The organism is Pseudomonas koreensis (genome assembly GCF_036668835.1).
Taxonomy (GTDB): Bacteria; Pseudomonadota; Gammaproteobacteria; order Pseudomonadales; family Pseudomonadaceae; genus Aquipseudomonas; species Aquipseudomonas koreensis_I.
Genome location: NZ_JAZEVW010000005.1, coordinates 433065 through 452486, shown reverse-complemented (window position 1 = coordinate 452486; position 19422 = coordinate 433065). Strand labels below are relative to the sequence as shown.

The window sequence follows — 19422 nt, the reverse complement described above, 5'->3', positions numbered from 1 at the left end:
GAGCGAAGGAAAGACAAGGCAAAAACAGGCGAGGAAGCGGAGTCTACTGATTGTAAATGAGCATTCCGAGCCTGTTTTTAACGCAGTATTTCCGAGCGCAGTAGCTTTCACAGTGTCGGGCAAGGAGAATCATCATGGCGTTTAATATTCACAACCGTAACTTGCTGAGCCTGGAACACCACACCCCACGTGAGCTGCGTTACCTGCTCGACCTGTCCCGCGATCTGAAACGCGCCAAGTACACCGGCACCGAGCAACAACACCTGAAGGGCAACAACATCGCCCTGATCTTCGAAAAAACCTCGACCCGCACCCGTTGCGCGTTCGAAGTAGCGGCCTACGACCAAGGCGCCAATGTCACCTACATCGACCCGAACTCCTCGCAGATCGGCCACAAGGAAAGCATGAAAGACACCGCCCGCGTGCTCGGACGCATGTACGACGCGATCGAATACCGTGGCTTCAAGCAGGAAATCGTCGAGGAACTGGCCAAGTTCGCCGGGGTGCCGGTGTTCAACGGCCTGACCGATGAATATCACCCGACGCAAATGATCGCCGACGTGTTGACCATGCGTGAACACGCCGACAAACCGATTCACGAAATCAGCTACGCCTACCTCGGCGATGCGCGCAACAACATGGGCAACTCGCTGTTGCTGATCGGCGCCAAACTGGGCATGGACGTGCGCATCTGCGCGCCGAAAGCCCTGTGGCCACTGGATGATCTGGTTGAGCGTTGCCATAAATATGCGGAAGAAAGTGGCGCACGTATCACTCTGACTGAAGATCCGAAAGCCGCGGTTAAAGGCGTCGATTTCATCCACACCGACGTCTGGGTATCGATGGGCGAGCCGGTGGAGGCCTGGGCCGAGCGCATCCAGCAATTGCTGCCGTATCAGGTCAACGCCGAACTGATGAAAGCCAGCGGCAACCCGCGCACCAAGTTCATGCACTGCCTGCCGGCCTTTCACAACAGCGATACCAAAGTCGGCAAGCAGATTGCCGAGCAGTATCCGCACCTGAAAAACGGCATCGAAGTGACCGACGACGTGTTCGAGTCGCCCGCCTGCATCGCCTTCGAGCAAGCGGAAAACCGCATGCACACGATCAAGGCGATTCTGGTTTCGACCCTGGCTGATCTCTAACTGATCGACCCGGTCCCTGTGGGAGCTGGCTTGCCAGCGATTGCGGTGTGTCAGCCGACATAGACACTGACTGATACACCGCCATCGCGGGCAATCCCGGCTCCCACAGGGATCGCATTCGTCCTGCACGAACTCACTGTTTTCTAGAAGGACATGCACCATGCGTATCGTCGTAGCTCTGGGCGGTAACGCCCTGCTCCGTCGTGGCGAGCCGATGACCGCTGACAACCAGCGCGCCAACATCCGCATCGCCACCGAGCAAATCGCCAAGATCCATCCCGGTAACCAACTGGTCATCGCCCACGGCAATGGCCCGCAAGTCGGTCTGCTGTCGCTGCAAGCGGCGGCCTACACTTCCGTTAGCCCTTACCCGCTGGACGTGCTCGGCGCCGAAACCGAAGGCATGATCGGCTACATCATCGAACAGGAACTGGGCAACCTGCTCGACTTCGAAGTGCCGTTCGCCACCCTGCTCACCCAGGTCGAAGTCGACGCCAACGACCCGGCCTTCAGGAACCCGACCAAACCGATCGGCCCCGTTTACGACAAAGCCGAAGCGGAAAAACTCGCTGCCGAGAAAGGCTGGGCAATTGCCCCGGACGGCGACAAATTCCGTCGAGTGGTCGCCAGTCCTCGGCCGAAACGCATCTTTGAAATCCGTCCGATCAAGTGGCTGCTCGACAAAGGCAGCATCGTGATCTGCGCCGGTGGCGGCGGCATCCCGACCATGTACGACGAAAACCGCAACCTCAAGGGCATCGAGGCGGTGATCGACAAGGACCTGTGCTCGGCGCTGCTCGCTGAACAGCTGGAGGCCGATCTGCTGGTGATCGCTACCGATGTCAACGCGGCGTTCATCGACTACGGTAAACCGACGCAGAAAGCCATCGCCGAAGCCCACCCGGATGAACTCGAACGCTTGGGTTTCGCCGCTGGCTCCATGGGACCGAAGGTCCAGGCAGCCTGCGAATTCGCGCGCCATACTGGCAAGGTCGCGGTGATCGGCTCGCTGGCCGATATCGAAGCGATCGTGCAGGGCACCGCGGGTACGCGGGTGTCCACGGCCAAGTCCGGCATCAGCTACCGATAACCATAAGCTCCGGGGGCGAGCCAAGCGTCCGCCCCTCTCCCATGCCTTGAAAGGAGTAACTCAATGGCCCAATTCGAACCTGGTCATTTGCACATCGAGCGGCATGCGTTGACGGACGATGACGTCAGTTACAACGTGAGCCTCGACTACGAAGTGTTCACCGATCCGCAGAAAGGCAAAGGCATTCAGTTCACCCTGCATGGCAGCATGCAGAACAAGGACATGAAGGAGACATTTTTCCTGCCCAAGGAAGAGGCTTACAACTTCGCCCGTGACGTGACCCGGATCGCCGAGAAATACGGGATTCCCAAGGCTCACAGCCAGATCGGTTCGGTGCACAAGCATTACGATCTGATGTTCGAGGATATTCGGCAGAAGTTGAATATGCATTCGGGGGATCCGGTCAATCCCGAGCATTTCGAATAAAGATCAAAAGCCCCTCACCCTAGCCCTCTCCCGGAGGGAGAGGGCTAGGGTGGATGCTTCGGAATTACGCCGTCCTGATACTGCATCGCTGAATCCTTAATCGACTCGATCTTTCAGGCCGAAGTATCACCCAAGACACCGCGGTCGGCTCCCTCTCCCCCTGGGAGAGGGCTGGGGTGAGGGTGCTTTTGCTTTCACCTGCCTCCAAGCCCAAGGCATACTTGCGCCCTCCTCGCCCTGCAGATCACTGAACCGTCCCATGCGTATCCACGTCAGTTTCATCGACCGCGTCGGCATTACCCAGGAAGTCCTGGCTATCCTCGGTGGGCGCAATCTCAATCTGGATGCGGTGGAGATGATCCCGCCGAACGTCTACATCGACGCGCCGACCCTCAGCGCGCAAGTGCTCGAAGAGCTCAAGGATGCGCTGTTTCGGGTCCGTGGCGTCGAGGCGGTGACGGTAGTCGACATCCTTCCCGGCCAGCGTCGACATCTGCAACTCGATGCCCTGCTCGCGGCGATGACCGATCCGGTGCTGGCCCTCGACAGCGCCGGCAAGGTGCTGCTGGCCAACCCGGCGCTGATTGCCTTGTACGGTCGCGAACCGGCCGGGGAAAGCGTCGCGGAACTGTTCGACGATCCGGCGCTGCTCGACGCCTTGCTCGAACAGGGCTTTCGCCTGCCGCTGCGCGAGATCACCGTCAACGGCCAGACCTTGCTGCTCGACGCCACGCCAATCACCGATGCCGGCGCCCTGCTCACCCTGTATCAACCGAACCGCATCGGCGAACAACTCTCGGCGCTGCACCATGACCACGCCGAAGGTTTCGATGCGCTGCTCGGCGAATCCCCGGCGATCCGCACGCTCAAGGCGCGCGCGCAACGGGTTGCCGCGCTGGATGCGCCGCTGTTGATCCAGGGCGAAACCGGCACCGGTAAAGAACTGGTCGCCCGCGCCTGCCATGCGATCAGCGCGCGGCACAGTGCGCCGTTTCTCGCGCTCAACTGCGCAGCCCTGCCGGAAAACCTCGCCGAGAGCGAGCTGTTCGGCTACGCCCCCGGCGCCTTCACCGGCGCGGCGCGCGGTGGCAAACCGGGGCTGATGGAACTGGCCAACCAAGGCACGGTATTTCTCGATGAGATCGGCGAAATGTCACCGTACCTGCAAGCCAAGTTGCTGCGTTTTCTCAACGACGGCAGTTTCCGCCGGGTGGGCGGTGATCGCGAAGTCAAGGTCGACGTACGCATCCTCAGCGCCACCCACCGCGATCTGGAAAAAATGGTCAGCGAAGGCCTGTTCCGCGAAGACCTGTTCTATCGCCTAAACGTGCTCAACGTCGAAGTGCCGCCGCTGCGCGAACGCGGCCAGGACATTCTGTTGCTGGCGCGCTATTTCATGCAGCAGGCCTGTGCGCAGATCCAGCGGCCGGTCTGCCGCCTCGCACCGGGCACTTACCCGGCGCTGCTCGGCAACCGCTGGCCGGGCAATGTGCGCCAGTTGCAGAACGTGATTTTCCGCGCGGCGGCGATTTGTGAAAGCAGCCTGGTGGACATCGGCGATCTGGACATCGCCGGCACCTCAATGGCGCGGCAGACCGACACCGACGTCGACAGCCTTGAACAGGCTGTCGAAGGGTTCGAGCGCGGTCTGCTGGAAAAGCTCTATGTGAGCTATCCGTCGACCCGACAACTGGCGAGCCGTTTGCAAACCTCGCACACGGCCATTGCCCACCGGCTGCGCAAGTACGGCATACCCAACAAGCCCTGAACACACCACCGCCCCCTGTAGGAGTGAGCCTGCTCGCGATAGCGGTGTATCAGCCGACACATTTTTAGCTGACATACCGCTATCGCGAGCAGGCTCACTCCTACAGGGGACCGTGGCGATCTTGAAAACGACCTCCATCTGTACTGAAACCGCTACAGCGGAACGATATCGCTACACCCGCCCTCGATCACCGCTGTGCAAGGCTTTGATCCGGTTCAGCTTTTTTCCCCGCCTGCGCCTGTAGCGATTTCGCTACAGGCATCACTTTAGCCTCGCGCTCAATAACCGTTAAGTCATTGATTACAAACACAAAAACCTTATTGGCCGCATTCTTGCTAATCATCTCCTCATTGATAAGGGCACCACCGCCCACGCTTTCCACCGCGTCCACCAGACGAGTCTGGCCCCTGAGGAGTTTCCATGAGCGAGTTGCGTTTTACTGAAGATCACGAATGGCTGCGTACCGAAGCTGACGGCAGCGTTACTGTCGGCATTACCGCTTTCGCGCAGAACGCCTTGGGCGACGTGGTGTTCGTGCAACTGCCTGAGCTGCAGGCCTACGAAAAAGGCGCCGAAGCCGCCACCGTGGAATCGGTAAAAGCTGCCAGCGGCGTGTACATGCCGCTCGACGGCGACGTACTGGAAGTCAACCCGGCACTGGAAGATGCCCCGGAACTGGTCAACGAAGATCCGCTGGGCCAAGGCTGGTTCTTCCGCTTTCAGCCAAGCGACGCGTCCGCCGTTGCCAAACTGCTCGATCAGGACGCTTACGACCGTCTGATCAAAGCCCAAGCCGAAGCCTGAGGAGTAGCGACATGAGCCAAATCAACCTCGGCACTGCCAACGAATTCATCGCCCGTCACATCGGCCCGCGCGCCGGCGACGAGCAAGCCATGCTCAACAGCCTCGGCTTCGATTCCCTCGAAGCGTTGAGCGCCAGCGTCATCCCGGAAAGCATCAAGGGCACCAGCGTGCTCGGCATGGACGACGGCCTCAGCGAAGCCGACGCGCTGGCGATGATCAAATCGATCGCCGGCAAAAACCAGCTGTTCAAAACCTACATCGGCCAGGGCTACTACAACTGCCACACGCCGTCGCCAATCCTGCGCAACCTGCTGGAAAACCCGGCCTGGTACACCGCGTACACGCCGTACCAGCCAGAAATTTCCCAGGGCCGCCTCGAAGCACTGCTGAATTTCCAGACCCTGATCAGCGATCTCACCGGCCTGCCGATCGCCAACGCTTCCCTGCTCGACGAAGCCACCGCCGCTGCTGAAGCCATGACCTTCTGCAAACGCCTGAGCAAGAACAAGGGCAGCCACCAGTTCTTCGCCTCGATCCACAGCCACCCGCAAACCCTCGACGTGCTGCGCACCCGCGCCGAGCCGCTGGGCATTGACGTGGTCGTGGGCGATGAGCACGAACTGACCGACGTGACGCCGTTCTTCGGCGCACTGCTGCAATACCCGGCCAGCAACGGTGATGTATTCGACTACCGCGAACTGACCGAACGCTTCCACGCCGCCAATGCACTGGTCGCGGTCGCTGCCGATCTACTGGCCCTGACCCTGCTGACCGCCCCGGGCGAGTTCGGCGCTGACGTCGCCGTTGGTTCGGCGCAACGCTTCGGCGTACCGCTGGGCTTCGGTGGCCCGCACGCCGCGTACTTCTCCACCAAAGATGCGTTCAAGCGCGACATGCCGGGCCGTCTGGTCGGGGTTTCGGTTGACCGCTTCGGCAAGCCGGCGCTGCGTCTGGCGATGCAGACCCGCGAACAACATATTCGTCGCGAAAAGGCCACGTCGAACATCTGCACCGCGCAGGTGCTGCTGGCCAACATCGCCAGCATGTACGCCGTGTATCACGGCCCGAAAGGCCTGACCCAGATCGCCAACCGCGTGCATCACCTGACCGCGATTCTGGCCAAGGGCCTGACTGCTCTGGGCGCTAACGTCGAACAAACCAGTTTCTTCGACACCCTGACTGTGGCCACCGGCGCGAACACCGCCGCGCTGCATGACAAGGCGCACGCGGCGCAGATCAACCTGCGCGTCATCGATGCCGAACGCCTGGGCCTGTCGGTCGACGAAACCACCACGCAAGCCGATATCGAAACCCTGTGGGGCCTGTTCGCTGACGGCAAGACCCTGCCGGATTTCGCCGCGCTGGCCGCTTCGGTACAAAGCACCATTCCTGCGTCGCTGGTTCGCCAGTCGCCGATTCTCAGCCACCCGGTGTTCAACCGTTATCACTCGGAAACCGAGCTGATGCGCTACCTGCGCAAACTGGCGGACAAGGACCTGGCACTGGATCGCACCATGATCCCGCTGGGCTCGTGCACCATGAAACTCAACGCCGCGAGTGAAATGATCCCGGTGACCTGGGCCGAATTCGGCGCCCTGCACCCGTTCGCCCCGGCCGCACAAAGCGCCGGTTACCAGCAACTGACTGACGAGCTGGAAGCGATGCTCTGCGCCGCTACCGGTTATGACTCGATCTCGCTGCAACCGAACGCCGGTTCGCAAGGCGAATACGCTGGCCTGCTGGCGATCCGCGCCTACCACCAGAGCCGTGGCGATGAACGCCGCGACATCTGCCTGATCCCGTCGTCGGCCCACGGCACCAACCCGGCCACCGCCAACATGGCCGGCATGCGCGTAGTCGTCACCGCGTGCGACGCGCGTGGCAACGTCGACATCGAAGACCTGCGCGCCAAAGCCATCGAGCACCGCGAACACCTCGCCGCGCTGATGATCACTTACCCGTCGACCCACGGCGTGTTCGAAGAAGGCATCCGCGAAATCTGCGGCATCATTCATGACAACGGCGGCCAGGTGTACATCGACGGCGCCAACATGAACGCGATGGTCGGCCTCTGCGCACCGGGCAAGTTCGGCGGCGACGTCTCGCACCTGAACCTGCACAAGACCTTCTGCATCCCGCATGGCGGTGGCGGCCCGGGCGTTGGCCCGATTGGCGTCAAGTCGCACCTGACCCCATTCCTGCCTGGCCACGGCCAGATGGAACGCAAGGAAGGCGCGGTCTGCGCGGCACCGTTCGGCAGCGCGAGCATTCTGCCGATCACCTGGATGTACATCCGCATGATGGGCGGCGCCGGCCTGAAACGCGCTTCGCAACTGGCGATCCTCAATGCCAACTACATTTCCCGTCGCCTCGAAGAGCACTATCCGGTGCTGTACACCGGCAGCAACGGTTTGGTGGCGCACGAGTGCATTCTCGATCTGCGCCCGTTGAAAGACAGCAGCGGCATCAGCGTCGATGACGTCGCCAAGCGCCTGATCGACTTCGGTTTCCACGCCCCGACCATGTCGTTCCCGGTCGCCGGCACGCTGATGATCGAGCCGACCGAAAGCGAATCCAAAGAAGAACTGGATCGCTTCTGCGACGCCATGATCCGCATCCGCGAAGAAATACGCGCGGTGGAAAACGGCGCCCTGGACAAGGACGACAACCCACTGAAAAACGCCCCGCACACCGCAGCGGAACTGGTGGGCGAGTGGACCCACCCGTACAGCCGCGAGCAAGCGGTGTACCCGGTGGCGTCGCTGGTGGAAGGCAAATACTGGCCACCGGTCGGTCGCGTCGACAACGTCTTCGGCGATCGCAACCTGGTGTGCGCCTGCCCGTCGATCGAAAGCTACGCTTAAGAGCGGCAGCTGCAAGTTTCTAGCTGCAAGCTGCAAGTAAGGGCTGATCTGCTTTTACTTGCGGCTTGTGTCTTGCTGCATGCACTGAGGCCTTATAGAAGCCGCAAGGAAAAACCCGTTCCGCTTTTACTTGCAGCTTGCAGCTTGAAGCTAGCAACTGCTCCGCAGGAGCCCCCATGTCGTTAAGCGTGTTCGACCTGTTCAAGATTGGCATCGGCCCCTCCAGCTCCCACACCGTCGGCCCGATGCGCGCAGCCGCGCGTTTCGCTGAAGGTCTGCGTCGTGAAAACCTGCTTTCAGCCACCGCCAGCGTGCGCGTCGAGTTGTACGGTTCGCTCGGCGCTACCGGCAAGGGACACGGCAGCGACAAGGCCGTGTTGCTCGGCCTCGAAGGTGAACACCCGGACACCGTCGATACCGAAACCGTCGCCGCCCGCCTGCAAGAAATTCGCGGCAACGGCCGGCTTAATCTGCTCGGTGAACACAGCATTGCGTTCAACGAGAAAGAACACCTGGCGATGATTCGCAAACCGCTGGCCTACCACCCCAACGGCATGATTTTCCGCGCCTTCGATGCGGCGGGGCTGCAGATTCGCAGCCGCGAGTACTACTCGGTGGGCGGTGGTTTTGTCGTCGATGAGGATGCGGCCGGTGCCGACCGTATCGTCGAAGATGCCACACCGCTGACGTTCCCGTTCAAAAGCGCCAAGGATTTGCTCGGACATTGCGGCACCTACGGCCTGTCGATCAGCCAGGTGATGCTGACCAACGAAAGCGCCTGGCGCCCGGAAGCGGAGACTCGCGCCGGGCTGCTGAAGATCTGGCAGGTCATGCAGGACTGTGTCGCGGCGGGTTGCCGTAACGAAGGAATCTTGCCGGGCGGCCTGAAGGTCAAACGCCGGGCGGCGGCGCTGCATCGGCAACTGTGCAAAAACCCCGAATCGGCGCTGCGCGATCCGCTGTCAGTGCTCGACTGGGTCAACCTGTATGCGCTGGCGGTCAACGAAGAAAACGCCAACGGCGGGCGCGTGGTCACGGCGCCAACCAACGGTGCGGCGGGGATCATTCCGGCCGTGCTGCATTACTACATGCGTTTTATCCCCGGCGCGAACGACGACGGTGTTGTGCGTTTTCTGCTGACCGCTGCAGCGATCGGCATTCTCTACAAGGAAAACGCTTCGATCTCTGGCGCGGAAGTCGGTTGTCAGGGTGAAGTCGGTGTGGCCTGTTCGATGGCTGCCGGCGCATTGTGCGAAGTGCTCGGCGGCAGCGTGCAGCAAGTCGAGAACGCCGCGGAAATCGGCATGGAACACAACCTCGGCCTGACCTGCGACCCGATTGGCGGGCTGGTACAGGTGCCGTGCATCGAGCGCAACGCGATGGGCTCGGTGAAAGCGATCAACGCGGTGCGCATGGCCATGCGCGGCGACGGCCAGCATTTCGTCTCCCTCGACAAAGTCATCCGCACCATGCGCCAGACCGGCGCCGACATGAAAAGCAAATACAAGGAAACCGCCCGCGGCGGCCTGGCGGTCAACATTATCGAATGCTGAACGTAACTAGCCCCCTCTCCCTCCGGGAGAGGGCTGGGGTGAGGGGCTCTTGATCTTGCCCTTCACCTGAACCGAATTTCAAAGGAGCCACGCATGTCCACCGAACAACAACTCTCGAAAACCCCGCTCCACGCGCTGCACCTCGAACTCGGCGCGCGCATGGTGCCCTTCGCCGGCTACGACATGCCCGTGCAATACCCGCTCGGCGTGATGAAAGAACACCAGCACACCCGCGAACAGGCCGGCCTGTTTGACGTCTCGCACATGGGCCAGATCCGCCTGAGGGGCGCAAACGTCGCCCGAGCCCTGGAAACCCTGGTGCCGGTGGACATTATCGACCTGCCGGTGGGCATGCAGCGCTACGCGATGTTCACCAATGACAGCGGCGGCATTCTCGACGACTTGATGGTCGCCAACCTCGGCAACGACGAATTGTTCCTGGTGGTCAACGCCGCCTGCAAGGATCAGGATCTGGCACATCTGCAGCAACACATCGGCGATGAGTGCACCATTACGGCGCTCTTCGAAGAGCGCGCGCTGCTGGCGCTGCAAGGTCCGGCAGCCGTTACCGTGCTGGCACGACTGGCTCCGGACGTAGCGAAGATGACGTTCATGCAGTTCGCGCGTATCAATCTGCTGGGTATCGACTGCTTCGTCAGCCGTTCGGGCTACACCGGTGAAGACGGTTTCGAAATCTCGGTACCGGCCGCCGATGCGGAAAAACTGGCTCGCGCCCTGCTCGCCGAACCGGAGGTCCAGGCCATCGGCCTCGGCGCTCGTGATTCGCTGCGCCTGGAAGCCGGCCTGTGCCTGTACGGCCACGACATGAACACCGAGACCACCCCAATCGAAGCCAGCCTGCTCTGGGCGATTTCGAAGGCGCGTCGCGCGGATGGCGCGCGGGCCGGCGGTTTCCCCGGTGCGGAACAGATTTTTGCGCAGCAACAGAACGGCATCGCCCGCAAACGCGTCGGCCTGCTGCCGCAGGAACGTACGCCAGTGCGTGAAGGCGCAGAAATCGTCAACGAAGCCGGCGAGATCATCGGCAGCGTGTGCAGCGGTGGTTTCGGCCCGACGTTGGGCGGGCCATTGGCAATGGGTTACCTCGACAGCGCTTATACCGCCCTTGAAACCCCGGTTTGGGCCATCGTGCGTGGGAAAAAGGTGCAAATGCTTGTAAGCAAAATGCCATTTGTTCCGCAACGCTACTACCGCGGCTGATTGACTGTTTCTATAAGTAACGCGATTGCGTTATGCATGCACTAATGTGTAACGCAATCGCCACAAAAAAGTGCATTACCCGGCATTTGATTCGAATATGAACTTTACTTATAACCTTTGAAAACCAGCGAACGAACCAACCTTGTAAGGCTGCACTAACAAACTGCCAAAATGCCAGCAAGTGCAGTAAAACCGGGCGCTTCGCGGGGCTTGTTTTTTCTCCCGTAGTTGGCGTAGAGTTCGTTCACTGTGTTTGCATGGGTCAGCTTGGAATCGTGACCTGGGCAGTAGCCTACAAGTTAGCTACATCCCGCTCGACGTCTTCTTACTCTCCTGCAACCAGCCCCAGTACTCTTTCATGAGAAAGAGACTGTCATTAATTTAATGCGTCAAAGGAAATAAGAAATGTCCACACGTCAGAGCGGTACCGTCAAGTGGTTCAACGACGAGAAAGGTTTTGGTTTTATCACTCCTGAAAGCGGTCCGGATCTGTTCGTGCATTTCCGCGCCATTCAGGGCAACGGCTTCAAAAGCCTGAAAGAAGGCCAGAAAGTGACCTTCGTTGCTGTGCAGGGCCAGAAAGGCATGCAGGCTGACGAAGTACAAGCCGAAGCCTGATTTCTGCTACGAAAAAGCCCCTGATATTGATATCAGGGGCTTTTTTGTGCGCGCGAATCCGTAAAATGCCGCTTCCATTCGCGTCCAGAGGCTGCCATGTCGAAAAACCTGCTCACCCCACAGGGCGACTTTCCTGCCGTCGGTCTTGGTCGACGTCTGGCGGCGATGTTCTATGACTTTCTGCTGTGCACTGCGCTGCTGATCGTCACTGGCTTCGTCTACAAGCTGATTCAGGCCGCGATCATTGGCGAAGAACGCCTGCGAGTGATGACCGATGCCGGGCAGCTCGATGGCGATCCGCTCTACTCGACGGTGCTGCTGCTGGTGCTGTTCGGCTTTTTCGCCAAGTTCTGGACCCATGGCGGGCAGACACTCGGCATGCAGGTGTGGGGCATTCGCGTGCAGAACGCCGACGGCACGGCGATCAGCCTGTGGCAGGCGCTGTTGCGCTTCATGGTGTCGATCGCGTCGTGGCTGTGTGTCGGGCTGGGTTTCTTCTGGTCGCTGTATGACAAGCAGAAGCGCACCTGGCATGACATTTATTCGGATAGCCACGTTGTGCGGATACCGAAGAAGACCAGATAACTTCCGAACACCCAAAACCAATGTAGGAGCGAGCTTGCTCGCGAAGGCGTCGTATCAGCCGATCCATAGGGTGCTGATACACCGCTTTCACGAGCAAGCTCGCTCCCACAGGTATTGTGTTGTTTGTGGAATCTCAGGCGTTACCGGCCAGCTTCATCCGTGCAGCCTGGGTGAAGTCGAGCATGCGCTTCAATGGCCGGATCGCCTGCGGAATCAACGCTGGATCGACAAAGATCTCGTTCGTGCCTTCCTTCAAGCTCTTGAGCGTGCGCTCAAGGGTGTTCATGGCCATCCACGGGCAATGCGCGCAACTGCGGCACGCGGCGCCGTTACCGGCGGTGGGCGCTTCGATGAAGACCTTGTCCGGGCACAGCTGCTGCATCTTGTAGAAGATGCCACGGTCGGTCGCCACGATCAGGGTCTGGTTCGGCAGGCTTTGCGCGGCGGCAATCAACTGGCTGGTCGAGCCGACGGCGTCGGCCAGTTCGATCACCGAGGTCGGCGACTCCGGGTGCACCAGAATCGCCGCGTCCGGGTACAGCGCTTTCATGTCTTCGAGCTGCTTGGACTTGAACTCTTCGTGAACGATGCAGGCACCGTCCCAGAGCAGCATGTCGGCACCGGTCTTGCGCTGAATGTAAGTGCCCAAGTGCTTGTCCGGGCCCCAGATTATCGTCTCGCCGTTGTCCATCAGGCTCTCGACGATTTCCAGCGCGCAACTTGAGGTCACCACCCAGTCGGCACGTGCCTTTACCGCTGCCGAGGTGTTGGCGTAGACCACCACGGTGCGCTCCGGATGCTGATCGCAGAATGCCGAGAACTCATCGACCGGGCAACCCAGGTCCAGCGAGCAGGTCGCCTCCAGGGTTGGCATCAGCACGCGTTTTTCCGGGTTAAGAATTTTCGCCGTTTCGCCCATGAACTTCACGCCGGCGACCACCACGGTCCTGGCCGGGTGGGCATTGCCGAAACGCGCCATTTCCAGGGAGTCGGATACGCAACCACCGGTTTCTTCGGCCAGGGCCTGAATCACCGGGTCGCAATAAAAGTGCGCCACCAGCACCGCGTCCTGAGCCTTGAGCTCGGCGGCAATGGCGGAACGGTAATAAGCCTCTTCCTCTGCCGTCAGCGGTTTGGGCTGTTTGGCGTCGAGGTGGGCTTGAACCAGAAGGCGTTCGGAAATCTGCGTCATGTTCGCAAGACCTGCAGGCGCATTCGCGCGAAAGTCGAGTATACACCCGGCTCCGGACCGCTTGAGGGTACCGCCGGGAGAGTGAGTAATATCAGGCACGGACAGCGTTGAAGCTGCGCAAGGCTACAGAATATCCCGTTGATACAAAAGATGATTCTGACCTGCGTCAGCCGAGGGGTCAGCGAAACAGGCGATGACCGAATTGCAGGCAAAAAAAAACCCGGAAATCCTCACTTTCGTGGGCCTTCCGGATTTTCTAAACCGCCAAATATGGTGGGTCGTGTGGGATTCGAACCTACGACCAATTGGTTAAAAGCCAACTGCTCTACCAACTGAGCTAACGACCCGCTGTGTGGTGGCGCGTATAATACTGATTTTTAAGGACTATTCAACACCTTTTTGAAAATAATCAAAAATAAGGGGTTGGATCGTCTACACCAGCCGCCGCGAAGCCTTCTGCGCGCAAGCGGCAGCTGTCGCATTTGCCGCACGCGCGGCCGTCATCGGCGGCCTGATAGCAGGAAACGGTCAAGCCGTAATCAACGCCAAGCTTCACACCAGCCTGGACGATCTGCGCCTTGCTCAGGTTCTGCAACGGCGCCTGGATGCGGAAACCGTTGCCTTCCACGCCGGCCTTGGTTGCCAGGTTGGCCATGCGCTCGAACGACTCGATGAACTCCGGGCGGCAATCCGGGTAACCGGAATAATCCACTGCATTGACGCCGATGAAGATGTCACGAGCTCCGAGCACTTCTGCCCAGCCCAATGCCAGCGACAGGAACACGGTGTTGCGTGCCGGCACGTAAGTGACCGGAATGCCCTCGCCCAGTTCTTCTGGAATGTCGATGCTGGTGTCGGTCAGTGCCGAGCCGCCCATGCCATTCAGATTAAGACCGATGACCTTGTGCTCGACCACGCCCAGATCGCGAGCCACGCGTGCAGCGGCGTGCAATTCGGCGTGCGAGCGCTGGCCGTAATCGAAGCTCATGGTGTAGCAGGCATAACCTTCGGCGCGAGCCATGGCCACCACGGTGGCCGAATCGAGGCCGCCGGACAGCAGGATGACTGCGCGTTTTTCGGTAGTGTTCCTATGTTCAGTCATCTCAGCGCCCCGGCTCGTCATTCCAAAGATATTTGTGCAGCTGCAATTGCAGGCGCACCGGCAGGTTGTCCGCCACCACCCAGTCCGCCAGCTCACGCGCATTCAAGTCATGGTGACTGGGGGAAAACAGCACTTCCCCGGCGCGGCGGTCGAGACCGTATTGAATCAGTTTCGAAACCGCCCAGTCGTAGTCCTCGCGCGAGCAGATGACAAACTTCACCTGATCGTTAGGCGTGAGCAGTTCGATATTTTCGTAGCGGTTGCGATGGGCTTCTTTCGAGCCCGGCGTTTTCAGGTCAACTACGCGACTGACGCGCGGATCGACAGCCGAGACGTCAAGAGCGCCGCTGGTTTCCAGCGAGACCTCATAGCCGGCGTCACACAACTGCTTGAGCAAAGGAATGGCGTTCGGCTGGGCCAGCGGTTCACCACCGGTGACGCAGACGTAGCGCGGGCGAAACCCGGCGACCTGCTCGAGGATGTCGTCGAGGGTGCGAACGGTGCCGCCGCTGAAGGCGTAGGCGCTGTCGCAGTACTGGCAACGCAAGGGGCAACCGGTCAGGCGCACGAAAACCGTGGGCAGCCCGGCAGTCCGCGTTTCCCCCTGCAACGAGTAGAAAACTTCGGTGATTCTCAATGTGTCTTGCATAGTCGCCACGGGCGTAACAGCTAAACAGGCTGTCCGCCTCCGTCAGGCACTTCAGGCAATCCCGCCAACGCGTGGAGCACAAGAAGCGTGTTTCAGAAAAAGGGCGTGAATTCTAACGAAAAAACCCGCGACAAGCGCGGGTTTCTTCCAAACGGGTCAAGCTGCTTACATGCGTTGCAGATCGCGCTGGGCCAGTTGCGCGGCGGAAGTCCCCGGATACTGGGACACCACCTGCTGCAAAATGCCTTTGACCTTGTCGGTGTGACCGAGGCGGCGCTCTACGTCAGCCAGCTTGTACAGCGAATCCGGCACTTTGTTGTGCTTGGGATACAGCTGCGAAACCTTGGCAAACGCCTGACCTGCACCTTGCAGATCGCCTTTGGCCAGGTTCACTTCGCCCAACCAGTATTGGGCGTTGCCCGCGTACTGGCTGTTGGGGTACTTACGCAGGAAAGCGGCAAACGCCTGGCTGGCCTTGTCGAAATCCTTGGCTTTGATCAGGTCGAAAGCGGCATCGTAATACAGCTTTTCCTTGGCCGGATCAGCCGGTTCGCTACCTGCGGCAGGCGCTTGGGCAGCCGTGGCAGCCCCCGCACCCGCGGCAGCACCGGCAGCAGCACTTGCATCGCCACCGGCAGAAGAATTCTCGGGAGTCGCGGCTGGTGCAACGCCGGATCCTATGCGCCGATCAAGATCCTGGTATCGCGCCAGGGATTCCTGCTTCATGCGCGCAACCTGATTCTGCAGTTCTTCGATCACGCCTTGCTGGCGCGAGATCTGATCCTGCATCTGTTGCAATTGGTTGAACAGCATGCCTTGTGCCGAGGCAGGGGCCGAAGCCGCTCCCCCGGCATAGGCGCCGTTCGTACCGTAACCCGCAGGCGGATAACTGCTCCCGCTATTGTTATAACCGGAGTTGTCATCGACCACAGGAACCGCAGCCCACGCCGCAAGCGGCGCGAGGCTGAGAGCCAGAACAGTTACAGCACGACGGCACGTTCGCATATCGAATTACTTACGCAGTTCGACGCGACGGTTCTGGGCCCAGGACTGCTCGTCGTTGCCGGTAGCAACTGGACGCTCTTCGCCGTAGGAAACCAGTTCCAGCTGAGCTGGGGAAACACCTTGCAGTACCAGGTAGCGCTGAACGGCTTTCGCACGACGCTCGCCCAGTGCCATGTTGTACTCACGAGTACCACGTTCGTCGGTGTTGCCTTCCAGAACAACGCGAGCGCCGTTTGCTTTCAGGTCTTTGGCGTGAACGTCCAGAGCGCGCATGGCTTCTGGCTTCAGGTCCGAGCTGTCGTATTCGAAGTAGAAGGTGGTGATTGCGCGCAGAGCAGCTTCTTCGCTCAGGGAACCGTCAACGGCACCGGTGTTTGCGCCGTAACCAGCGTTTGGATCAACAGCGCCTTCACCGGCGTTGTCGCCGCCTTTGGACGAGCAACCTACAGCTACAGCCATGGCCAGAGCCAGCGCAGCAAATTTACCAAACTTCAGCATTTCCATCGTGAAACTCCTAATGAACCCCAGTGTGTTAAGTAAAACGTGTAGCGCCCGCTCACTTCAGGTAAGGGGACCAGGACGGTTCTCTGACTTCGCCTTGAGCGGTAGGAAGCGGGAGCCTCACGCGCCCATTAATGGACACGAGCATCAAGACTCCCCGGCCCTGTTGGCGGGTGGCGTAGATTACCATGGTGCCGTTGGGCGCAACAGTAGGTGACTCGTCCAGAGTGCTATCAGTGAGGATCTTTACACTACCCCGCTGCAGATCCTGAGCTGCCACCTTGAAATTGGTGAAGCCATCCTGACGATGGATCATCACCAAAGTCTTTTCATCAGCCGACAGTTTCGGGTTGGCGTTGTAGTTGCCTACGAAAGTCACACGCTCGGCACCACCGCCACTGGCGCTGGTTTTATAGATCTGCGGCTTGCCGCCACGGTCGGAGGTAAAGTAGATGGTCGAGCCATCCTTGCCCCAGTACGGTTCGGTGTTGATTCCAGGACCCGAGGTCACACGGGTGATCTGACGCGAACCGAGGTTCATGACGTAGATGTCCGGGTTACCGTCTTTCGACAGTACGAACGCCAGACGCGTGCCATCCGGCGACCAGGCTGGCGCGCCGTTCAGGCCTTCGAAGTTGGTGATCTGCTCACGGCGACCGGTGTCGATGTTCTGCATGAAGATGCGCGGGCGCTTCTGTTCGAACGACACATACGCGATGCGCTTGCCATCCGGTGCGAAACGCGGCGACAGGATCGGCTCACGCGATTGCAGCAGGGTCACTGCACGGGCGCCGTCATAGTCGGAACGCTGCAGGGTGTAGCGGGTGTTTTTCTCGGAGAAGCGCTCTGCGGTCACGTACAGCAGGCGCGTCGAGAAGGCCCCGTCGATACCGGTCAGCTTCTGGAACGACTGATCGGAAATGAAATGCGCCATGTCACGCAGTTGGTCGGTCGTACCTGAAACACTGCCGTCAGCCACTTTCTGTTCGGTGGCAACGTTGAACAATGCCCACTGCACCTGCAGGCGACCGCCCGCTGGAGCGATGCTGCCGACCATCATGTACTGAGCGCCCACCGCCTTCCAGTCACGGAAGATGATTTCGCTCGGCTGGCTTGGCTGGCTGATCATGTTGGCTTTTGGAATCGGCGAGTAATAGCCCGAGTTGCGCAAATCGTTGCCAATGATTTCAGCCATGTCATCCGGCAGCACCGCACCGCCCTGCATGCCGAACGGCACGACGGCGATCGGCGTTGCCCGATCGCTGCCGCTGGTGACCAGAATGTTCTTTTCCTCTGCCATCGCGATCCCTGCCATGCAGCAGATCACGACCAGCATTCCTCGAAGAAGGTTTCTCACAAGGCTAGATCCTCAGGTGTGAATGTCATCTTGAATGAACGATACGGAGCGAAATCGCTCGGCTTCATTCCCTGCATTTCTGTCAAACGTCCAATATTCTTCACTGCCGCGACTGCCGAAGCATCGAACGGACCATCACCACTGGACTTGGCCACGCTGACCGAAGTCACCGTGCCGTCCGGCAACATGCCGATCTGCAGCACCACCGTCATGCCTTTGCGTGCCGAAGGTGGACGTGCCCAGCCTTCTGCCGCTCGTGCACGAATCAGGTCATCGAAACTGCCCGCGACTTCGTCACCCTGCTCATCGGCCAAGGCTTGCTGGCGCTGCGGCGTGTCGGAAAGCAGATCTGCCAGGGCCTGAGCCTTTTTGTCTTCGGCGGATTTGCGTGCCGCTTCCTGCGCTTTCTTCTTCGCAGCATCGGCAGCAGCTTTCTTCTTCGCGTCCTCGGCGACTTTCTTCTTCGCCTCTTCAGCTTCAGTTTTCTTCTTGGCGTCTTCGGCGGCTTTCTTTTTCGCGTCTTCGACGATTTTCTTCTTGGCTTCTTCCGCAGCGGCTTTCTTGGCCTCTTCTTCAGCGGCCTTCTTGGCTTCGTCTTCGGCTTTCTTCTTGGCTATATCAGCCAATTGTTTCTCTTCGGCCTTTTTCGCTTCGGCTTTTTTCGCGTCGTCGGCTTTCTTGGCTTCATCAGCCTTTTTCGCTTCGTCCGCTTTCTTCGCCTCGTCGGCCTTCTTGGCTTCCTCGGCCTTTTGAGCCGCTTCCTCTTTCTTTTGTTCCGCCGCCTTCACCGCTTCCTGCTCGATCTTTTTCTGTTCCATCTGTTCGACTTCGGTCTGGCGCGCGGCGGATTTCTTCGCCTCACCCGCAATCTTCTGATTGGTCTGGGTGGTTGCCTGACTTTTCGATTTCAGCTGATACAGGGTCGCCTGGACGATCGGCTTGGCCGGCGGCAGTTCAGGCGTGAAGGCAAAACTGACGAACAGCATGCCGAACACCAGCACGTGCAGGACAATCGCCAGAACGCTGGGCCAGAAGTAGCTTTCCGAGGCGGACGGCTCTCGCTGTTGCTGCATCAGGGGGCCTCGGTAATCAGACCAACGTTACCGACCCCGGCCTTCTGCAACCCGCCCATGGCACCCATGACGGCGCCGTAGTCGACAGTCTTGTCGCCACGAATGAACACCTGGGTGCGTTTGCCGCCCTCGGTGCCGGCGCGAATGATCTTGGTCACCGCGTCGGTCATCTGCGGCAGGGTCATGGCGCGATCCTGCTGTTTCTCGGTGTCAACTTCGCTGCCAAGGTTCCAGTAGTAGGTCTTGTCAGCCTTGATCGAAATGGTCAGGACCTGGGTGTTGTTGTCCTGCGGCAAGGCTTCGCTGGAAACCTTGGGCAGATCAACTTTCACGCCCTGATTGAGCATCGGCGCGGTCACCATGAAGATGACCAGCAGCACCAACATCACGTCGATGTAGGGCACCACGTTCATCTCGGCGACCGGCTTGCGCTTTTTGCGAGCTCGAGCGATTAAAGCCATCGGGAAAT

The 19422-nt window shown here is 59.8% G+C and carries 19 protein-coding genes and 1 tRNA gene; 10 read left to right on the top strand and 10 right to left on the bottom strand.

Annotation, left to right across the window (positions count from 1 at the left end; all coding sequences use genetic code 11):
- Nucleotides 1–134 precede the first annotated feature (134 nt).
- The 4 genes from V6F91_RS17540 (at nt 135) to V6F91_RS17525 (ending at nt 4429) form a co-directional block, all read left to right on the top strand.
- Nucleotides 135–1145 (top strand): ornithine carbamoyltransferase, encoded by a 1011-nt coding sequence (locus tag V6F91_RS17540; protein ID WP_053123054.1) that lies wholly within the window; start codon nt 135–137, stop codon nt 1143–1145.
- A gap of 160 nt (nt 1146–1305) precedes the next feature.
- The gene (gene arcC / locus V6F91_RS17535) at nt 1306–2235 is read left to right on the top strand and encodes a carbamate kinase (RefSeq protein ID WP_332766552.1); all 930 of its coding nucleotides are present in this window, start codon (nt 1306–1308) and stop codon (nt 2233–2235) included.
- A 63-nt stretch (nt 2236–2298) separates the two neighbouring features.
- Nucleotides 2299–2661 carry a DUF5064 family protein gene (locus V6F91_RS17530; protein ID WP_332766550.1) on the top strand — a complete coding sequence of 121 codons (363 nt, stop codon included), beginning with the start codon at nt 2299–2301 and terminating at the stop codon, nt 2659–2661.
- A gap of 259 nt (nt 2662–2920) precedes the next feature.
- Nucleotides 2921–4429 (top strand): sigma-54-dependent transcriptional regulator, encoded by a 1509-nt coding sequence (locus V6F91_RS17525; protein ID WP_332766547.1) that lies wholly within the window; start codon nt 2921–2923, stop codon nt 4427–4429.
- 187 nt (nt 4430–4616) lie between these two features.
- Here the strand turns inward: V6F91_RS17525 and V6F91_RS17520 are convergent, their stop codons facing one another.
- Nucleotides 4617–4820: a hypothetical protein gene (locus V6F91_RS17520; protein ID WP_332766545.1), complete on the bottom strand. Its 204-nt coding sequence runs from the start codon at nt 4818–4820 to the stop codon at nt 4617–4619.
- Nucleotides 4821–4849: 29 nt separating this feature from the next.
- Between V6F91_RS17520 and gcvH the strand changes: the two genes are divergently transcribed.
- The 6 genes from gcvH to V6F91_RS17490 all read left to right on the top strand — a co-directional run bounded on the left by gcvH (nt 4850) and on the right by V6F91_RS17490 (nt 12074).
- The gene (gene gcvH, locus V6F91_RS17515) at nt 4850–5233 is read left to right on the top strand and encodes a glycine cleavage system protein GcvH (RefSeq protein ID WP_332766543.1); all 384 of its coding nucleotides are present in this window, start codon (nt 4850–4852) and stop codon (nt 5231–5233) included.
- Between the two features lie 11 nt (nt 5234–5244).
- The gene (gene gcvP, locus V6F91_RS17510) at nt 5245–8097 is read left to right on the top strand and encodes an aminomethyl-transferring glycine dehydrogenase (RefSeq protein ID WP_332766541.1); all 2853 of its coding nucleotides are present in this window, start codon (nt 5245–5247) and stop codon (nt 8095–8097) included.
- A gap of 176 nt (nt 8098–8273) precedes the next feature.
- Complete coding sequence (locus V6F91_RS17505) at nt 8274–9650, top strand: L-serine ammonia-lyase (RefSeq protein WP_332766539.1); 1377 nt, start codon at nt 8274–8276, stop codon at nt 9648–9650.
- Nucleotides 9651–9743: 93 nt separating this feature from the next.
- Nucleotides 9744–10871 (top strand): glycine cleavage system aminomethyltransferase GcvT, encoded by a 1128-nt coding sequence (gene gcvT, locus V6F91_RS17500; protein WP_332766537.1) that lies wholly within the window; start codon nt 9744–9746, stop codon nt 10869–10871.
- 405 nt (nt 10872–11276) lie between these two features.
- On the top strand, nt 11277–11489 hold the full coding sequence (locus tag V6F91_RS17495) for a cold-shock protein (protein WP_003227496.1): 213 nt from the start codon (nt 11277–11279) through the stop codon (nt 11487–11489).
- Nucleotides 11490–11585: 96 nt separating this feature from the next.
- A complete protein-coding gene (locus V6F91_RS17490) occupies nt 11586–12074 on the top strand; it encodes an RDD family protein (RefSeq protein WP_332766535.1) in 489 nt (162 codons plus the stop codon).
- 133 nt (nt 12075–12207) lie between these two features.
- Here the strand turns inward: V6F91_RS17490 and nadA are convergent, their stop codons facing one another.
- The 9 genes from nadA to tolR form a co-directional block, all read right to left on the bottom strand.
- Nucleotides 12208–13266, bottom strand: a complete 1059-nt coding sequence (gene nadA / locus V6F91_RS17485; protein ID WP_332766533.1) for a quinolinate synthase NadA — start codon at nt 13264–13266, stop codon at nt 12208–12210.
- 271 nt (nt 13267–13537) lie between these two features.
- Nucleotides 13538–13613, bottom strand: a tRNA-Lys gene (locus V6F91_RS17480).
- 62 nt (nt 13614–13675) lie between these two features.
- Nucleotides 13676–14368, bottom strand: a complete 693-nt coding sequence (gene queC, locus V6F91_RS17475) for a 7-cyano-7-deazaguanine synthase QueC (RefSeq protein ID WP_332766531.1) — start codon at nt 14366–14368, stop codon at nt 13676–13678.
- Between the two features lies 1 nt (nt 14369).
- A complete protein-coding gene (queE, locus tag V6F91_RS17470; protein WP_093098975.1) occupies nt 14370–15017 on the bottom strand; it encodes a 7-carboxy-7-deazaguanine synthase QueE in 648 nt (215 codons plus the stop codon).
- A gap of 165 nt (nt 15018–15182) precedes the next feature.
- Entirely contained in the window at nt 15183–16022 is an 840-nt protein-coding gene (gene ybgF, locus V6F91_RS17465; protein ID WP_332766526.1) for a tol-pal system protein YbgF, read from the bottom strand.
- Between the two features lie 6 nt (nt 16023–16028).
- Nucleotides 16029–16526 carry a peptidoglycan-associated lipoprotein Pal gene (gene pal / locus V6F91_RS17460; RefSeq protein WP_003178634.1) on the bottom strand — a complete coding sequence of 166 codons (498 nt, stop codon included), beginning with the start codon at nt 16524–16526 and terminating at the stop codon, nt 16029–16031.
- 52 nt (nt 16527–16578) lie between these two features.
- Nucleotides 16579–17859, bottom strand: a complete 1281-nt coding sequence (gene tolB / locus V6F91_RS17455; RefSeq protein ID WP_172833323.1) for a Tol-Pal system beta propeller repeat protein TolB — start codon at nt 17857–17859, stop codon at nt 16579–16581.
- Between the two features lie 17 nt (nt 17860–17876).
- The gene (tolA, locus tag V6F91_RS17450) at nt 17877–18953 is read right to left on the bottom strand and encodes a cell envelope integrity protein TolA (protein ID WP_332766524.1); all 1077 of its coding nucleotides are present in this window, start codon (nt 18951–18953) and stop codon (nt 17877–17879) included.
- A complete protein-coding gene (gene tolR / locus V6F91_RS17445; RefSeq protein WP_160767866.1) occupies nt 18953–19405 on the bottom strand; it encodes a protein TolR in 453 nt (150 codons plus the stop codon). Before tolR ends, tolA begins: the two co-directional genes overlap by 1 nt.
- Between the last annotated feature and the right edge of the window lie 17 nt (nt 19406–19422).